General features: G+C 69.0%; 17 protein-coding genes. 13 read left to right on the top strand and 4 right to left on the bottom strand.

The window, feature by feature from the left end; genetic code table 11:
• Positions 1-44 precede the first annotated feature (44 nt).
• On the top strand, positions 45-914 hold the full coding sequence (locus ACIRGA_RS14340; RefSeq protein ID WP_400940811.1) for an LLM class flavin-dependent oxidoreductase: 870 nt from the start codon (positions 45-47) through the stop codon (positions 912-914).
• Positions 911-1,336: a nucleoside deaminase gene (locus ACIRGA_RS14335; RefSeq protein ID WP_400940808.1), complete on the top strand. Its 426-nt coding sequence runs from the start codon at positions 911-913 to the stop codon at positions 1,334-1,336. Before ACIRGA_RS14340 ends, ACIRGA_RS14335 begins: the two co-directional genes overlap by 4 nt.
• A 53-nt stretch (positions 1,337-1,389) precedes the next feature.
• Here ACIRGA_RS14335 and ACIRGA_RS14330 read toward each other — a convergent pair whose 3' ends face one another.
• Positions 1,390-1,578: a hypothetical protein gene (locus ACIRGA_RS14330; RefSeq protein WP_400940806.1), complete on the bottom strand. Its 189-nt coding sequence runs from the start codon at positions 1,576-1,578 to the stop codon at positions 1,390-1,392.
• Positions 1,579-1,603: 25 nt separating this feature from the next.
• Here ACIRGA_RS14330 and ACIRGA_RS14325 point away from each other — a divergent pair, with 25 nt between their 5' ends.
• Positions 1,604-2,116 (top strand): CGNR zinc finger domain-containing protein, encoded by a 513-nt coding sequence (locus tag ACIRGA_RS14325; protein WP_400940804.1) that lies wholly within the window; start codon positions 1,604-1,606, stop codon positions 2,114-2,116.
• Here ACIRGA_RS14325 and ACIRGA_RS14320 read toward each other — a convergent pair.
• Positions 2,113-3,333: a hypothetical protein gene (locus ACIRGA_RS14320; protein WP_400940802.1), complete on the bottom strand. Its 1,221-nt coding sequence runs from the start codon at positions 3,331-3,333 to the stop codon at positions 2,113-2,115. The two genes, ACIRGA_RS14325 and ACIRGA_RS14320, sit on opposite strands and share 4 nt — an antisense overlap.
• Positions 3,334-3,484: 151 nt before the next feature.
• Between ACIRGA_RS14320 and ACIRGA_RS14315 the strand changes: the two genes are divergently transcribed.
• Both ACIRGA_RS14315 and ACIRGA_RS14310 read left to right on the top strand, forming a co-directional pair.
• A complete protein-coding gene (locus ACIRGA_RS14315; protein ID WP_400940800.1) occupies positions 3,485-4,240 on the top strand; it encodes an SDR family oxidoreductase in 756 nt (251 codons plus the stop codon).
• A 51-nt stretch (positions 4,241-4,291) separates the two neighbouring features.
• Positions 4,292-5,170, top strand: coding sequence for a LysR family transcriptional regulator (locus ACIRGA_RS14310; protein WP_400940796.1), 879 nt, complete (start codon positions 4,292-4,294; stop codon positions 5,168-5,170).
• 767 nt (positions 5,171-5,937) lie between these two features.
• Here the strand turns inward: ACIRGA_RS14310 and ACIRGA_RS14305 are convergent.
• Positions 5,938-6,411, bottom strand: coding sequence for a MarR family winged helix-turn-helix transcriptional regulator (locus ACIRGA_RS14305; protein ID WP_400940794.1), 474 nt, complete (start codon positions 6,409-6,411; stop codon positions 5,938-5,940).
• 94 nt (positions 6,412-6,505) lie between these two features.
• Between ACIRGA_RS14305 and ACIRGA_RS14300 the strand changes: the two genes are divergently transcribed.
• Complete coding sequence (locus ACIRGA_RS14300; protein ID WP_400940791.1) at positions 6,506-7,588, top strand: epoxide hydrolase family protein; 1,083 nt, start codon at positions 6,506-6,508, stop codon at positions 7,586-7,588.
• A gap of 51 nt (positions 7,589-7,639) precedes the next feature.
• Here ACIRGA_RS14300 and ACIRGA_RS14295 read toward each other — a convergent pair whose 3' ends face one another.
• Positions 7,640-8,347, bottom strand: coding sequence for a GntR family transcriptional regulator (locus ACIRGA_RS14295; RefSeq protein ID WP_400940789.1), 708 nt, complete (start codon positions 8,345-8,347; stop codon positions 7,640-7,642).
• Positions 8,348-8,473: 126 nt separating this feature from the next.
• Here ACIRGA_RS14295 and ACIRGA_RS14290 point away from each other — a divergent pair, with 126 nt between their 5' ends.
• From ACIRGA_RS14290 to ACIRGA_RS14260, 7 genes are read left to right on the top strand one after another with little or no spacing between them, the layout of a single operon-like run.
• A complete protein-coding gene (locus ACIRGA_RS14290; protein WP_400940787.1) occupies positions 8,474-9,445 on the top strand; it encodes a phosphoglycerate dehydrogenase in 972 nt (323 codons plus the stop codon).
• Entirely contained in the window at positions 9,442-10,239 is a 798-nt protein-coding gene (locus tag ACIRGA_RS14285; protein ID WP_400940785.1) for a hydroxypyruvate isomerase family protein, read from the top strand. The genes ACIRGA_RS14290 and ACIRGA_RS14285 overlap by 4 nt, the downstream gene beginning before the upstream one ends.
• Positions 10,236-10,844 carry a hypothetical protein gene (locus ACIRGA_RS14280; protein ID WP_400940783.1) on the top strand — a complete coding sequence of 203 codons (609 nt, stop codon included), beginning with the start codon at positions 10,236-10,238 and terminating at the stop codon, positions 10,842-10,844. Before ACIRGA_RS14285 ends, ACIRGA_RS14280 begins: the two co-directional genes overlap by 4 nt.
• Positions 10,841-12,076 carry a 3-oxo-tetronate kinase gene (gene otnK / locus ACIRGA_RS14275; protein WP_400940780.1) on the top strand — a complete coding sequence of 412 codons (1,236 nt, stop codon included), beginning with the start codon at positions 10,841-10,843 and terminating at the stop codon, positions 12,074-12,076. The genes ACIRGA_RS14280 and otnK overlap by 4 nt, the downstream gene beginning before the upstream one ends.
• Positions 12,073-12,720 (top strand): 3-oxo-tetronate 4-phosphate decarboxylase, encoded by a 648-nt coding sequence (otnC, locus tag ACIRGA_RS14270; protein WP_400940777.1) that lies wholly within the window; start codon positions 12,073-12,075, stop codon positions 12,718-12,720. The genes otnK and otnC overlap by 4 nt, the downstream gene beginning before the upstream one ends.
• Positions 12,717-13,415 (top strand): molybdate ABC transporter substrate-binding protein, encoded by a 699-nt coding sequence (locus ACIRGA_RS14265; protein ID WP_400940774.1) that lies wholly within the window; start codon positions 12,717-12,719, stop codon positions 13,413-13,415. Before otnC ends, ACIRGA_RS14265 begins: the two co-directional genes overlap by 4 nt.
• The gene (locus ACIRGA_RS14260) at positions 13,412-14,761 is read left to right on the top strand and encodes a TRAP transporter large permease subunit (protein WP_400940771.1); all 1,350 of its coding nucleotides are present in this window, start codon (positions 13,412-13,414) and stop codon (positions 14,759-14,761) included. The genes ACIRGA_RS14265 and ACIRGA_RS14260 overlap by 4 nt, the downstream gene beginning before the upstream one ends.
• Position 14,762 lies beyond the last annotated feature (1 nt).

Genomic DNA, 14,762 nt, shown 5'->3' with positions numbered 1-14,762 from the left:
AAAGATCCCTTCCCGGGTTTCCGCCCCGTCGATAGCCTTGACCTGTGCGAATAGGTGTCAACGTCCCGAACTTCGGACCGGGGACCGACCCCGGGATCCTGCGCGGCTGGGCCACCACGGTCGAAGGCCTCGGCTACGACCTGCTCATGGTGTCCGACCACGTCGCCATCACCCCCGACGTCGCCGAGCAGTACCCGGCGCCGTTCTACGAACCGTTCACGACGCTGTCGTGGCTCGCCGGCGTGACGAACCGGATCCGGCTGGGCACCACCGTGCTCATCGTCCCGTACCGGCATCCACTGCTGATCGCCCGCATGGCCGCGAATCTGAACCAGCTCAGCGGCGGACGGCTGGTGCTCGGCGTCGCGTCCGGCTGGGCCCGCCAGGAGTTCGAAGCACTCGGCGTCCCGTTCGAGAAACGGGGACGGCTGACCGACGACCATCTCGACGCCGTCCGGAAGGCCTGGGCCGACGACGCCGACTACCGCGCCGGCGACATCCCGATCTGGGTCGGCGGCAACAGCGACGCCGGGATCCGCCGCGCCGTCCGGATAGGGGACGCGTGGCATCCGCTGCGGGCGACGCTGCCCTGGCTCACCGAAGCGCTCACCAGGGTCAAGACCATCGCCGACGCGCACGACCGGCCGGTGCCCGCGTTCACGCCGCGGATCCTGCTGAACATCACCGAACGCCCGGTCACCACACCCGAACGCGCCGCCGGGGAAGGCACGATCGAGCAGATCGTCGACGACCTCGACCGGCTTCGCCACCTCGGCGCCGAGACGGTCGTCCTCGACCCGTTCTCCGGCGACCCCGACGAGACCCTCCGCCCGGAAACCGCCTGGCAGGCCTTGGCGACCGTGGCAGCACACTGGGAACTGGGCCACTACCGAACCGAACAGGACCGACCATGACGGACGAAGACGAGAAGTTCCTCCGCCGCGCCATCGAGCTGGCCGCGAAGTCCCGCGAGGACGGCGACCCGCCCTTCGGCTCGCTGCTCGTCGGCCCCGACGGGGCGGTGCTGGCCGAGGACCACAACACCACGGTGTCGCGATCGGACATCAGCCTGCACCCGGAGCTGAAGCTCGCCGTGTGGGCCGCACGCGAACTCGAACCCGCCGTCGCCGCGGCGACCACGATGTACACCAGCTGCCAGCCCTGCGGGATGTGCCAGGGCGCCGTCGAACGCTCCGGCCTGGGACGGGTCGTGTTCGCCCTCTCCGGCGAACAGGTCACCGCGCTCAAACCGCCGGCCACCGCACCGCCCGTTCGCCTGGAGGGTCCGGCGCTGTACGACGAGGCCCGCGTCCCCGTCGAGGGCTACTACACCTGAGCGGGGTGAAGGGGCCCTTCGCTGCGTCTCACGCGGCGAAGGCCCCTTCACCGTCAGAGTCGAGCCGAGCCCAGCTGGGACTTCGTCGCCCCGATCACGACACCGTCCACCCGCGCGAGCCAGCTCCCGCACAGACACCGGACGTACTCCAGCCTCCCCTGGGAGACCCGCTGGGATTTCGTCGCGCTTCCAGGCAGTTCGGCCAGCGGCCAGGCACACCGCGGGCACTTGTTCGCTTCCATACCCCGATCGTGCTGTAATGAGTCAATGCACTTCAACCCTTACGGCGGGGCGGCCGCGCAGATCGCCGCCGAACTGGTCAATCTGGGCGACGCCGCCGACCCGGCCACGCTCACCGCGATCTTCCGGGACCGCATGACCGTCGCCGCCGTACAGGACCACGAAGCGACCGAGATCATCGCCTGGACCAAGCGACTCCGGCGCGTCTTCGAAGCCGACCCGGCCACCCGCGTCGACCTGGTCAACGCCCTGCTCCACGACTCCGCGTCCAAGCCCTACATCTCCACCCACGACGGCAAAGCACCCCACCTGCACTACGTCGACGCACAGGCGGGCACCGCACCCCGGGTCAAGGCCTACACCGCCGGCGGACTCGCGCACCTCGTCTGCGACGCCCCGGACCGCTTCGGCGTCTGCTCACGCGAAGGCTGCGAAACGGTCTACGTCGACATCTCCCGCAACGGCCGCCGCCGGTTCTGCTCGACCCGCTGCGCGACCAGGGTCCACGTCGCCGACCACCGGACCCGGCAAGCGAGCTAGATCGCGTACCGCCACGCCGTCAGGGCATGCGCCGAGAACCACGCACCCAGCACCACCCACGCCACCGCGGCCGCCACCGCCGTCACCGTCCGCCGCTTCGACAACCCGATCGCGATCGGGACCAGCACCGGAAAAGCCGGCAGGATGAACCGGATCTTCGCGTCCGGCAGCCCCCGCGTGCCGATGGCCAGCAACAACACCCCGGCCCCGTAGAGCGTCAACGGCCACGGCACCCGCGTGAACGCCGCCACCAGCACCAACGCCACCGCGCCCAGCAGCAGCAACACCGTCAGCGTGCTGAACACCGACTCGTCCCCGGTCAACCGCGCCACCACCGAATCCACGGTCTCCGCCCCGAAATCGAACTCGGTGTTCCAGCCCCGCAACTCGATGTCCTGCCAGCCGGTCCAACTCCCCGTCCGGTACGCGACGAACCCCAGATACCCCGCCACCCCCAACGGAGCGATCACCGCGCCCGACAGCGCCCACCAGCGCTTCTCACCACGCCGGAACACCACGATCAACGCCGCCACGACGACCACCGCGACCAGCACCACCGCCGTCGACCTCGACAAACCCGCCGCGAAAGCACACAAGCCCGCCAGCAACCAGCGCCGTTCCAGCACACCCACCAGCGCCCACACGGCGAACGCGCAGAACACCGCCTCCGTGTAAGCCATCGAGAACACGATCGCCATCGGCGCCCCGGCCCACAACGCCACCAGCACCAACCCGGTCCGGTCACCCCGATCCGGCGACACCGCCCGCCCGATCCGGACCAGCCCGCACGCCAGCACCAGACCGGCCAGCACCGACACCGTCAACGCCGCCGTCACGACATCGGGCCCGAGCCACATCACCGCACCGACGAGCTTCGGATACAACGGGAAGAACGCCATCGGCGCGTCCGGATACGGCTGCCGCGCCGCGTCCAGCGTCCCCGGCAGATCCGCGTACCCGTGCACCGCCAGCCGCAGATACCACTGCCCGTCCCACGCGGTCAGCCGATCGGTCAAGGTGACACCGCGCCGGGCGGCCAGCAGATCGAGCAACTGGACACTCGCCGTGCGGATCACCAGATACAGCACGATCGCCCTCGGGTAAGGCGACCAGGCCAGTCTGTCGAGGACTCTCTCGAACACACGCGCCGGACGCCCCTGCACGGGCGCCTTCTCGGGAGCAGCGGGTTGATCAAGGTCGTCGACTTCTCGGAGCACGATCAGAGTGTCCACAATGTGAAGTCATCTCGCCGTTCGATCCCGAAGATTCCCGGCTCCGCGCAGGTGGGAAAGCCCACAAACCAGGGTTGTGACCCCACCTCGATCTTGTGTTTCCCCGCGCCCGCCCCCGGCTCCTACGGTCGAGATCATGAGCGAACAGAACCTGAACGGAACAGTGGCGATCATCGCCGGCGGCGCGAAGAACCTCGGCGGACTCCTGTCCACCACACTCGGCGAGGCCGGCGCCAAGGTCGTCGTCCACTACCACGGCGACGGCTCCGCGGCCGACGCCGAGAAGACCGTCGAGGCCGTCCGCGGCACCGGATCCGAAGCCGTCGCCGTCCAAGGCGACCTGACCAAGGTCGCCGACGTCCGCCGCCTCTTCGACACCGCCGTCGACACCTTCGGCGGCGCCGACATCGCGGTCAACACCACCGGCATGGTGCTGCGCAAGCCGATCCTCGAAACCACCGAAGAGGACTACGACCGCATGTTCGCGGTCAACGCGAAAGCCGCCTACTTCTTCATCCAGGAAGCCGGACGGCGCCTCTCCGACAACGGCAAGATCATCAGCCTCGGCACCTCACTGCTGGCGGCCTTCACCGACGGCTACTCCACCTACGCCGGCGGCAAAGCCCCGCTGGAGCAGTTCACCAGGGCGGCCGCCAAGGAGTTCGCCGACCGCGGCATCTCGGTCAACGTCGTCGCACCCGGCCCGATGGACACCCCGTTCTTCTACCCGCAGGAAACCCCCGAGCGGGTCGAATTCCACAAGTCCCAGGCTATGGGCGGCCGGCTGACGAAGATCGAGGACATCGTGCCGATCATCCGCTTCCTGGCCACCGACGGCGGCTGGTTCACCGGCCAGACGATGTTCCCGAACGGCGGCTACACCACCCGCTGACCCTTACGCTGGCCAAGACGCCGTAGACCGGACACGAAGGGGAACCCCGGGGTGGGCCTGGACCTGTACAAGCTGAACCACCTCATCGCCGTCGCCGAAGAAGGCAGCTTCACCCGCGCGGCGACCCGGCTGCACCTGAGCCAGCAGGCGCTGTCGACCTCGGTGCGCACGCTCGAGCGGGAAGTCGGCGTCCCCCTCCTCGAGCGGAGCGCCACCGGGGTCACCGTCCTCCCCGCCGGGCAGGCCCTGATCGCCGACGCCCACCTCCTGCACGGCATCGCCGACTCGGCCGTCCAGCGTGCCCGGCGCATTGGCCGGAGCGAACCGGAACGGCTCCGCGTCGGCCACACCCCCGCCGTCACCGGCGACGAGGTCACCGCCCTGCTGCGCAAACACCAGCCCGACCCCGGGCTCGTCATCGACGTCAACCAGCGCTACCCCGACGAACTGATCGCGCAACTGCTCGGCGGGCAACTGGACCTCGGCCTCGGCCGCGCGCTGACTCTCGTACACGGCCTGGTCGGCACCACCCTGATCCGGCAGCGGCTCAACGTCGCCGTCGCCGCCGGTCACCGGCTCGCCGACCGCGACGACCTCGAACTGAGCGACCTCGACGGCGAAGAGATCACCGTCTGGGGCCACCCCGGCCGGTCCGGATACACCGATCTGCTCGTCAACCTCTGCCGCGACGCGGGATTCGAACCACGCGTCCGGCGCAACCCGATCCAGGGAACACCACCGGTCACCGCCGTCCTCGACACCGAAGGCGTCGCCTTCGTGACCGCGCCACCCGGCCCGGCGGCGGGCGGCGCCGTCCGCGTCAAGGAACTACGGCAGGCCGTGCACGTACCGCTGCAAGCTCTTTGGCCACAGCACAGCACTTCCGACGCCCGGCAGGCGTTTCTGGCTTCCGCCCAGGGGTTCTCTTGAGCCGAAGGGGCAAAGGTGCCGTGGTCGTCTACATCGGACAGTTTGTGGCGACCGGATGTCCGTTTGGCGCACCGGTGAGCAGTTCTGCGCGGGGGTCGTGACTGGCGTTTCGGGTTGGAGCCAACCGTGTGTTAGATACCTACTGCCGATGTGCCGGTGGCGTTTTCGCGTGACTGGATGGACGACACACGTGTTGGGATCGACGACACGCGTGTTCAGGCAGACGACTCGCGGTGGGACCCGGCCGCGCGTCGTGTCGTCCGCACCTCATGAGTGGCGATTCGGGTTATTGAGGGGTAAGTCGAATATGGCGTGCCGCGCACTCTTTGCGGCCTGGGTCCGCGCTGACCGACGAGGGCCGATCGCGCGGTGAATGTCCATAAAGGACGCCCTTCGGGCTGCCAGTGTCCGGTTTGGGTAGTCTGCACGGTTCCGCGAGGGAGTCGTGAGTGGCAAAGAGGGTTCTAACCCTCATTATCACTCACGACCCCGGCCAGGATCGTACATATAGACATAAACCGGACACCGCGTAGACGGACACTGTCTCTCGTGGACACTCAGCGACGCTTGGACGTCAGCGGAGAGGGCCCACGCCACGTTTGACTTACCCCTCAATAGAACCCCGAACCGCCACTCATGACCCCGACCCGCGATGTTCCGGCGCCCTCGTCGCGTGTAGGTACGTGAAGGCCTCCTTGAGGGACTCTGGGTCCCTCAAGGAGGCCTTCACGGCAGAGCAGGCCGGGCTACCTGAAACACCATCGGGCTCACCCCTCAATGCCCTCGCCGCTTCGCCGGTCGTGGTGATCCAACAGCTTCGACAGCAATTCGGTGAACCGCTTCCGCTCGTCGGACGACAGCGGTGCCAGCAGTTCGCCCTGACGTTCGGCCAGCTGTTTCTCCAGCCGCCGCAGCTGTCGCTTGCCCGCCGTGGTCAGCGAGACGACGTTGCGCCGCCGATCAGCCGGATCCGGGGCACGCTCGACCAGTTCGCGCTCGGCCAGCTCGTTGATCGTCGCGACCATCTCGCTCACGTGTATGCCGCTCCGGCGGCCCAGTGCCGCCTGGCTGGCCGGCCCGAACTCGTCCAGCGTCGCCAGCACGCGGTAGTGGTAGCCGCGGGCGTCGACCGCGGAGAACCCGTCGGCCACCAGGCGATGCGCGTGGTTCGCGGTCTGGGTGAGCAGCCAGCTGGGCAGCTTTCGCCAGCCGCCACGCGGTTCCTGCGAGGGGTCGTCCATGTGACGAGTCTAACGAATCGTTGGGCGCCCGAACGATTCCGGTATCGTTGGGTTACCAAACGTTTAGCGCCCCAACGAATCGAGGAGATCCGCTGTGATCAAGCCCTTCCGCATCGACATCCCCCAGGCCGACCTCGACGACCTCGCCGACCGGCTGGCCCGCACCCGCTGGCCCAACGAGGTCGCCCACGCGGGCTCGGACTATGGATTCCCGCTCACCCGGCTCAGAGAACTCGCCGAATACTGGCGGACCGGCTACGACTGGCGCGCCCAGGAAGCCGAACTCAACAAGCTGCCACACTTCACCACCGAGATCGAAGGCCAGAACATCCATTTCGTACACGTCCGGTCGGAGAACCCGGACGCACTCGCGCTGGTCCTCACCCACGGGTGGCCCGGCTCGTTCTTGGAGTTCCTGGGCATGATCGAGCCACTGGCGCGCGATTTCCACCTGGTGATCCCCTCGATTCCCGGCTACGGCTTCTCGGGCCCGACCCAGGAACGCGGCTGGAGCGTCGAGCGGATCGCCCGGGCCTGGGCCGAGCTGATGCGCCGCCTCGGCTACGAGCGCTACGGAGCCCAAGGCGGCGACTTCGGCTCAGGTATCTCGACAGCGCTCGGCGCGGTGGCACCGGAGCACGTCGTCGGCGTTCATGTGAACTACCTGCCGACCCGGCCGGATCCCGACGCCGCCATCGAACTGTCCGAAGAGGACGAAGCGCGCCTCGAGAAGGTCAAGCAGCTCATGGCGAGTCGTCCGCCGTACCAGGCCTTGCAGGTCGCCACCCCGCAGACCATCGGCTACGCGTTGACCGACTCGCCGGTTGGCCAGCTGGCGTGGATCGCCGAGCGCTTCGCGCAGTGGACGGACCCGCGCACGCCGGTCGACGACGACCGGATGCTCACCGACATCTCGCTGTACTGGCTGACCGCCACCGCGGCCTCGTCCGCGCGGCTCCACCACGACGCCGGAAAGGTGGACGCCCGCTGCCGCGTACCGCTCGGCGTCGCCGTGCTCCCGCATGACATCACGCGGTCGGTGCGCCCACTCGCCGAGCGGTTGTTCGACATCAGGCACTGGTCGGAATTCGACCGTGGCGGCCACTTCGCGGCCATGGAGGTTCCGGATCTGCTCTCGGCGGACGTCCGAGAGTTTTTCCTTGGCCTTATCGAGTAGCTAGGGTTTGAACTTTACCCGGTCGTATAGGTCGTTATACATTCAAGAGATTCAACGACCAACCGGGAGGTCGGCCGCCTCGACCGACCTCCGGTCTTCCAAAACGCGCTGCTTCGCGTTCTCGATATGCCGCCGCATGGCGGCCGCCGCTTCATCGGCCTCCCCCGCCACCAGCGCGTGGTAGACGGCGCGATGCTCCTCCGCCGCGAGCCCGGGCGCCCCCCTGGCCGAACCGAGCTTCGCGAAGAACCGGAACCTCTGCACCTGGCCGCCGAGCGACCGGTAGGCCTTCTCCAGGAACGGGTTGTCCGCCTGGGCGGCGATGAGCAGATGGAACCGCTCGTCGATCGTCCAATAGGCACTGAAGGCCGCCGTAGCGGGCGATGTGGCCGCCCGAGCGAGGTCGTCGACGCTCTCCAGGACCTCGTCGAGAAACTCGGGCGTCGTCCGGCGGGCGGCTTCGTAGGCGAGTGCGGGTTCGAGGACCAGGCGGGCGTCCATCAGCTTGATCAGCTCGAACTCGGTGAGCAGCGGAGCGACCCGGTAACCCTTGAGCGCCTCGCGACGGACGAGCCCGGTGTGCTCCAGCCGTGCCAGCGCTTCCCGGAGCGGGGTCTGGCTGACGTCGAGTTCTCGTGACAGCGCACCGATGTTGACCGGTTCGCCCGCGGACCATCGGCCGTCGGTGAACTGGCCCAGCAGCACCTCGTACATCCGGTCGGCGAGCGGCTGCCGTCCGGACTTCCGCGGGGAAGCCATGTGTCCCTCCTTAGTCGCATCACGATATCCCGCGCGGCCGGGACGCTTGATCTTGCCTGACTATAGTATTGACATGAATCCTATAGTATTTGCATCAGGCCGCCCCGAACAGGAGAAACGAACCGGATGACCATGCGCGTACTCGTCACGACCTCGTATCTGAAGCCCGGCGGCGAGGTCGACAAGCTGCTCTCGGACGCGGGTTTCGACACCGTCTTCACCACCCCCGCGCAGCGCGAGGCCACCGCCACTCCCCTGGCCGACCTCGTCCGCGACGCCGACGGGATCGTCGCGGGCACCGACGCCTTCACCGCCGAAGTCATCGAAGGCGCCACGCGGCTCAAGGTGTTCGGCCGCTGCGGAGCCGGTTACGACAACATCGACCTCGACGCGGCGACCCGTGCCGGCGTGGCCGTCACCTACACCCCCGGCGCGAACCGCCGATCGGTCGCCGAGCACGTCCTCGCGCTCATGCTCAACTGCGCCCGCCTCATTCCCCAGAACATCGCGAGCGTCCAGGCGGGCCGCTGGGAGCAGCGCAGCGGACGGGAGCTCGACGGCGCCGTGCTGGGCCTGATCGGGCTGGGATCGATCGGCAAGACGGTGGCCCGTCTGGCGCTGGCGCTCGGGATGCGGGTCGTCGCCCACGATCCGTACCCGGACCTCGACTTCCTCGCGGAGACCGGCGTCGAAGCCCGCACCTTCGACGAAGTCCTGGCGGAGGCCGACTTCCTCAGCCTGCACATCTTCCTCGACGACTCCACCCGTCACCTGATCGACGCGTCCGCACTGCGGAAGGTCAAGCCCGGGGCTTTCCTGATCAACACCGCGCGCGGCGAAGTGGTGGACGAGGACGCCCTCGCCGACGCCTTGGAGAACGGCGCGCTGGCGGGCGCTGCCCTGGACGTGCTCACGGAGGAGCCCTTGCCACTCGACAGCAGGCTGCGCGGGCTCGACAACGTCGTGATCACCGCCCATATCGGGGCCGCGACCGAACAGGCCAGATCCCGCTCCAGCATGATGGCCGTCCAGCAGGTGATCGACGTCCTCCAAGGACGCACCCCCGGCAACGTCGCGAACCCCGGGTACCGCCGATGATCCTCCACAATGGACTCCGCCTCGACGCCAACCTCAAGTGGCTGTTCACGGAACTCCCCTTCGAACAGCGCTTCGACGCGGCAGCGGCGGCGGGCTTCACCGCCGTCGAGTACGCCTCGCCGTACTCCTTCCCCGCCGCCACGCTCGTCCGGCGGCTCGCCGACGCCGGCCTGACCCAGATCCTGATCAACTCCCCGACCGGCGAACCCGGCTCCCCCGAGCGGCTCGGCTACGCGTGCCTGCCAGGACGCACCGCCGAGTTCCGCGCGGGAGTGGAGCTGGGCCTCGAGTACGCCGTGAGCCTGAACAGCGCGTTCCTGCACCTGCCCGCCGGGATCCGGCCCGACGGTGTCTCCCGTGACCGCGCCTTCGCGCAGTACGTCGCGAACATCGCGTGGGCCGCCGACCAGGCGCGAGGCAGCGGCGTCCGGCTGCTGCTGGAGGCACAGAACAAACAAGACGCGCCGGGCTTCGTCCTCGACGACCAGGCACACGCGGCCGCGGTGTGCGACGCGATCGGCGAGCCTCACGTGCGCCTGCTCTTCGACGTCTATCACGCCTCCATCGACGAGAAGGACGTCGTCGCGGCGCTCCGGGAATTCCTGCCCCGGACAGCCCATCTGCAGCTCGCCGACTCCCCCGGCCGGGCCGAGCCCGGTACCGGCGGCATCCCCTGGACCGACGTCTTCGAGACCCTCCGATCCGAGGGCTACGACGGCTGGATCGGCTGCGAGTACAAGCCGGCCAACGGCACCGAAGCAGGTCTGAGCTGGATCAAGGAGCAGATCCGATGAACCCCCGCATCGCGTTGATCAGCGCCACCCCGGCCGCGATCCCACCCGCCGTGTCCGCCCTGGAGAAGGGTTTCCCGCGGGCTCGCCCGTGGAACATCCTCGACGACCGGCTGCTGGCCGACGTCGGCGAGAACGGCCGCACCCCCGCCTTGGACGATCGGATGCGCCGTCTCATCGGCTACGCGGTCTCCGGCGGCGCCGACGGTGTCCTGCTCACGTGCTCGCTCTACGGCGAGGTCACGAAACAGGTCGACGCACCGGTCCCGCTCCTCGCCCCGGACGAGGCGGCCTTCGACGACGCGCTTTCCAGCGGCCGCACCAGGATCCTCGTGGTCGCCTCACTGGCGGCGGCGCTGAGCGACTCGACGGAACGCTTCGAACAGGCGGCACGCGAGAAAGGAATCCCCGTCGAGGTCGGCGGACTTCTCGCGCCGGACAAGCTCGTCGAGACCTGCCGGGCACGAGCCGACGGCTGGGACCTCGTCCTGCTCGCCCAGTACTCGCTCGCCCCGGCGGCGGACGAGCTGGCCGCCGCGCTCGGCGTACCGGTCGTGTCCGGGCCCCGCAGCGCCGCTGCGAGACTGAAGGCGGTGATCGGGGAATGACCGGCGTGCTCGGCGCGATCGCCGACGACTTCACGGGCGCGACCGACGTCGCCGTCGCCTTCCGCCGAGGCGGGCTGCGCACCGTCCTGTTCTTCGGTGTCCCGCCCGAAAGCGAGGTGACACCGCCGCACGACGCGATCGTGATCGCCCTCAAGAGCCGCGCGGCCCCGGCGGCGGAAGCGGTCTCGACGTCCTTGGATGCGTTGCGGTGGCTGCGGAATCGGAGCGCCGGGCAGATCTACTTCAAGTACTGCTCCACTTTTGACTCGACGCCACGCGGCAACATCGGCCCGGTTCTCGACGCGCTCTCGCAGGCCCTGTCATCCGGAAGCGTCCTGATGACGCCCAGCTCACCGGAGCACGGGCGAACGCAGTACCAGGGCCACCTCTTCGTCGGGGACACCCTGTTGGCCGAATCGCCCATGCGCGACCATCCCGCGACGCCGATGACCGACTCACATCTACCTCGGCTGCTGCGAGCGCAGACCACCACACCGGTCGCGCTCGTCAAGCACGACATCGTCCGGCGCGGCGAGACCGCCGTACGTGAAGCGGTCAGCGGCACGAGCGGCTACGTACTCGTCGACGCGCTCACCGAAGAGGATCTGCGGCTGCTGGGCCGGGTCGCGGCCGGCTCACCACTCGTCGCCGGCGCGGCGGGGCTCGCGGCCGGTCTCGCCGCCGCGCGAGCCTCCACGATGCCTCCCTCGACCGAGCCGCCCGCCCCGACCGGCCCCGCAGCCGTACTGTCGGGCAGCTGCTCGGCGCGAACGCTGGAGCAGGTCGCCGTCCTGCACCGGCTCGGACGTCCCGCGCACCGGCTCGACCCGGTGGCCACGCCGGATCCGGACGCGCTCGCGGCGGAAGCACTCACCTGGTACGACGCCCAGACCGAACCCGGACCGCTCGTCTACTCCTCGTCGAGCCCGGCGGATCTTCGACGTACACAACAAGAACTGGGTGTCACGCGGGCCGCCGCGATCCTGGAGAAGGCGACCGGGCTCATCGCCGTCGGTCTCGTCGAGCGCGGTGTGCGCAGGCTCGTGGCCGCCGGCGGCGAGACCTCCGGCGCGGTGGTCACCGCGCTCGGCGTCCGCGGCGGCGTCATCGGAGCCGAAGCCGCCCCCGGCGTGCCGTGGATCCACCCCGTCGAGGACCGTCAGCCGGCCCTGTTGCTCAAATCCGGCAACTTCGGCGATCCGGACCTGCTCGCGACGGCGTCCGCCTCATGAGCACCGACCGGCTCCAGCGCGAACGCGTCATCGCCGCGGCCAGGTCGCTGTACGACCGCGGACTCACCCACGGCCGTACGGGCAACATCTCGCTGCGCTACGGCGAACAGATCCTGGTCACGCCGACCGGGGCCTGTCTCGGCACCGTGCGCCCCGGAGATCTGTCGGTCGTCGACGCCGACGGAAACCACCTCGCCGGACCACCGCCGTCGAAGGAGGCCTTCTTCCACGCGACCGTCCTGCGGGAGCGGCCATCCGACAACGCCGTCGTGCACACCCACTCGACGCATTCCGCCGCCGTCTCGTGTCTGGACGGCCTCGACCCAAATGACGCCATTCCGCCGCTGACCGCGTACTTCGCGATGCGGGTCGGCCGTCTCCCGCTGCTCCCCTACCACCCGCCAGGGGATCCCGGCGTCACCGAACCGATCGCCCGCGCCGCCGCGGGCCATCCGGCGCTGTTGCTCGCCAACCACGGCCCGGTGGTCGCCGGGACGAACCTCGACACCGCCTTGGACACCCTCGAAGAACTCGAGCACACCGCGGAGATCTTCCTGCTCCTGCGAGGCCGTTCCACCCGGCCGCTGACCGATCGTCAGCGCGACGCCCTCCACTCCCCACCCGCCCGAAAGGACACCCCATGATCAGCCTCTTCAGCGCGCTCTCCGTCAAGAAGGCACTGGACGACGTACTGCTGAGCGCGTTCAAGGCGAAGCACGCCGTCGACGTCGACGTTACGTTCGACCCCACCACCATCCTGGTCGAGAAGATCAGGGAGGGCGCCGAGCCCGACGTCGTGATCGCCGTGTCCACCGCGTTCGCCGGGTTGGAAGCCGCCGGCGCGCTCACCCCCGATTCCCGCGTCGTCCTCGCGAAAAGCGGTATCGGCATCGCCACGGCACCGGAGCTCGACGATCCCGACATCGGCACGGTGGACGCCCTGCGGACGGCTCTCACGTCGGCTCGATCCGTCGCCTACTCCCGCAGCGGCGCGAGCGGGATCTACTTCGCCCGGCTGCTGGAAGACCTGGGCATCGCCGACGAGGTGAACGCACGTGCCACGGTGGTGGAGAAGGGCTTCACCGCGCTCGCCGTCGTCGATGGCCGCGCCGACCTCGCGGTCCAGCAGCTCAGCGAACTGAAGTTCGTCCCGCAGGCCCGGATCGTCGGCCCGCTCCCCGACGGAGCCCAGCACTACAGCGAACTCTCTGCCGCGCTCGGCCGCTCGGCCCCGCCGGAAGCAGCGGACCTGCTGCGCTTCCTTTTCGGACCGGAAGCCAAGGCCGCCTACCGTGACGCCGGCCTCGTCACCGAGACCACACCAAGGACTCAAGCGTGAACGCGATCCTGGCGCTGGTCGCGTTCATCGCCGCCATCGTCGTGTGGAACGCGGTCTTCAAACGCAACATCGGCGAAGCGATGGTCGTCGGCTTTCTCGTCACCGCGGCCTTCGCGGGCACGGACTTCTTCGCCGTCGCCTGGGAAAGCCTGGTCGACGGGCTCAAGTCCGAGATCACCTTCGCCGCGCTGGCGTTCGTCTTCGTCAGCGAGCTGCTCACCAGGACCGGCCTGGTGCAGCGGATGGTCGACATCCTCAGCTCCTTCCTCGGCCGCCGCCGAGGCGGGTCGGCCTACGCCGCGACCGTCGCTTCCGGGCTTTTCGGCGCGGTCGCCCACAACGGTGCCGCGATCGTCGCCACGGTCGGATCGATCACCATCCCCTGGATGAAAAGGTCCAAGGCGAGCGGTGAGACCGCGGCCCTCGTCCTGTCCGGGAACGCCGGTGTCGGCGCCACCTTTCCCTTCAGCGGCGCCTTTTTCATCCTCCTGGCCGCCCCGACCGTGCTGCCGGTGCTCAGCGCGGGCGACATCGTCGCGACGATCTTCGTCACCGGCGCCTGGATGGTGGGGATGCGGCTGATCATGGCCTACGTCATCGTCAAACGCCGTGGCGTGCAGGCGATGGAGCCACAGGACATCCACCCGCTGCGCGCGTCGTTCAAGGTCGGCTGGCCGTCACTGGTCGTCCTCGGCTCGATCGCCGTCCCGATCCTGCTCACCGCCCCGCCGACCGCGGATTTCATCTCGGCCCGCATCGGCGTCGACGCTTCCGACGCCATCCCGCTCCTGATCTGGCTGCCGATCGTCATGCTGCTGGTCGGCCTGCTCGTCGAGCGGAAGCTGCTGCCGAAGGGCCGGGCGCAGTGGTGGGATCTCTTCGGCGCGGTCGGCCCCAAACTCGGCCTGGTCGGAGTCACGATGATCTCCGCCTTCGCCGCGTCGAACGTGTTGAAGACGCTCGGCCTCGACGATCAGCTCAAGCCCTACCTCGAAGGCCTCACCGGGGTCTCGCCGCTGGTGGCGGCCATCGTGGTCGGCGTCGTCATCGTGCTCGTCGCCGGACCGCTCAACACGACGTCCACGGTCGCCGCCGTGGGGCCCGTGGCGTTCGCCGCGCTCACCGCCGCCGGCATCCCGCCGCACGTCGCCTTCGCGGCGATCCTCGTGTGGGCGTCGTCGGAGGGATGCTCGCCGCCCGGCGCCGCGCCGCTCTACGTCGCGGCGGGCATCGCCGAGATCAACCCGGTACGGATCTTCGTCCCGGTCGTCCTCTACTACCTGTTGCCCACCCTGCTGTTCGGCGTGCTGATGGCCGTCGGCCTGCTGTGGCTTCCTGGAGCGTGAT

Source organism: Amycolatopsis sp. NPDC102389 (assembly GCF_044765885.1).
Taxonomy (GTDB): domain Bacteria; phylum Actinomycetota; class Actinomycetes; order Mycobacteriales; family Pseudonocardiaceae; genus Amycolatopsis.
Note: the sequence above shows the minus strand (reverse complement) of the source record. Positions and strands in the feature narration are given on the sequence as shown.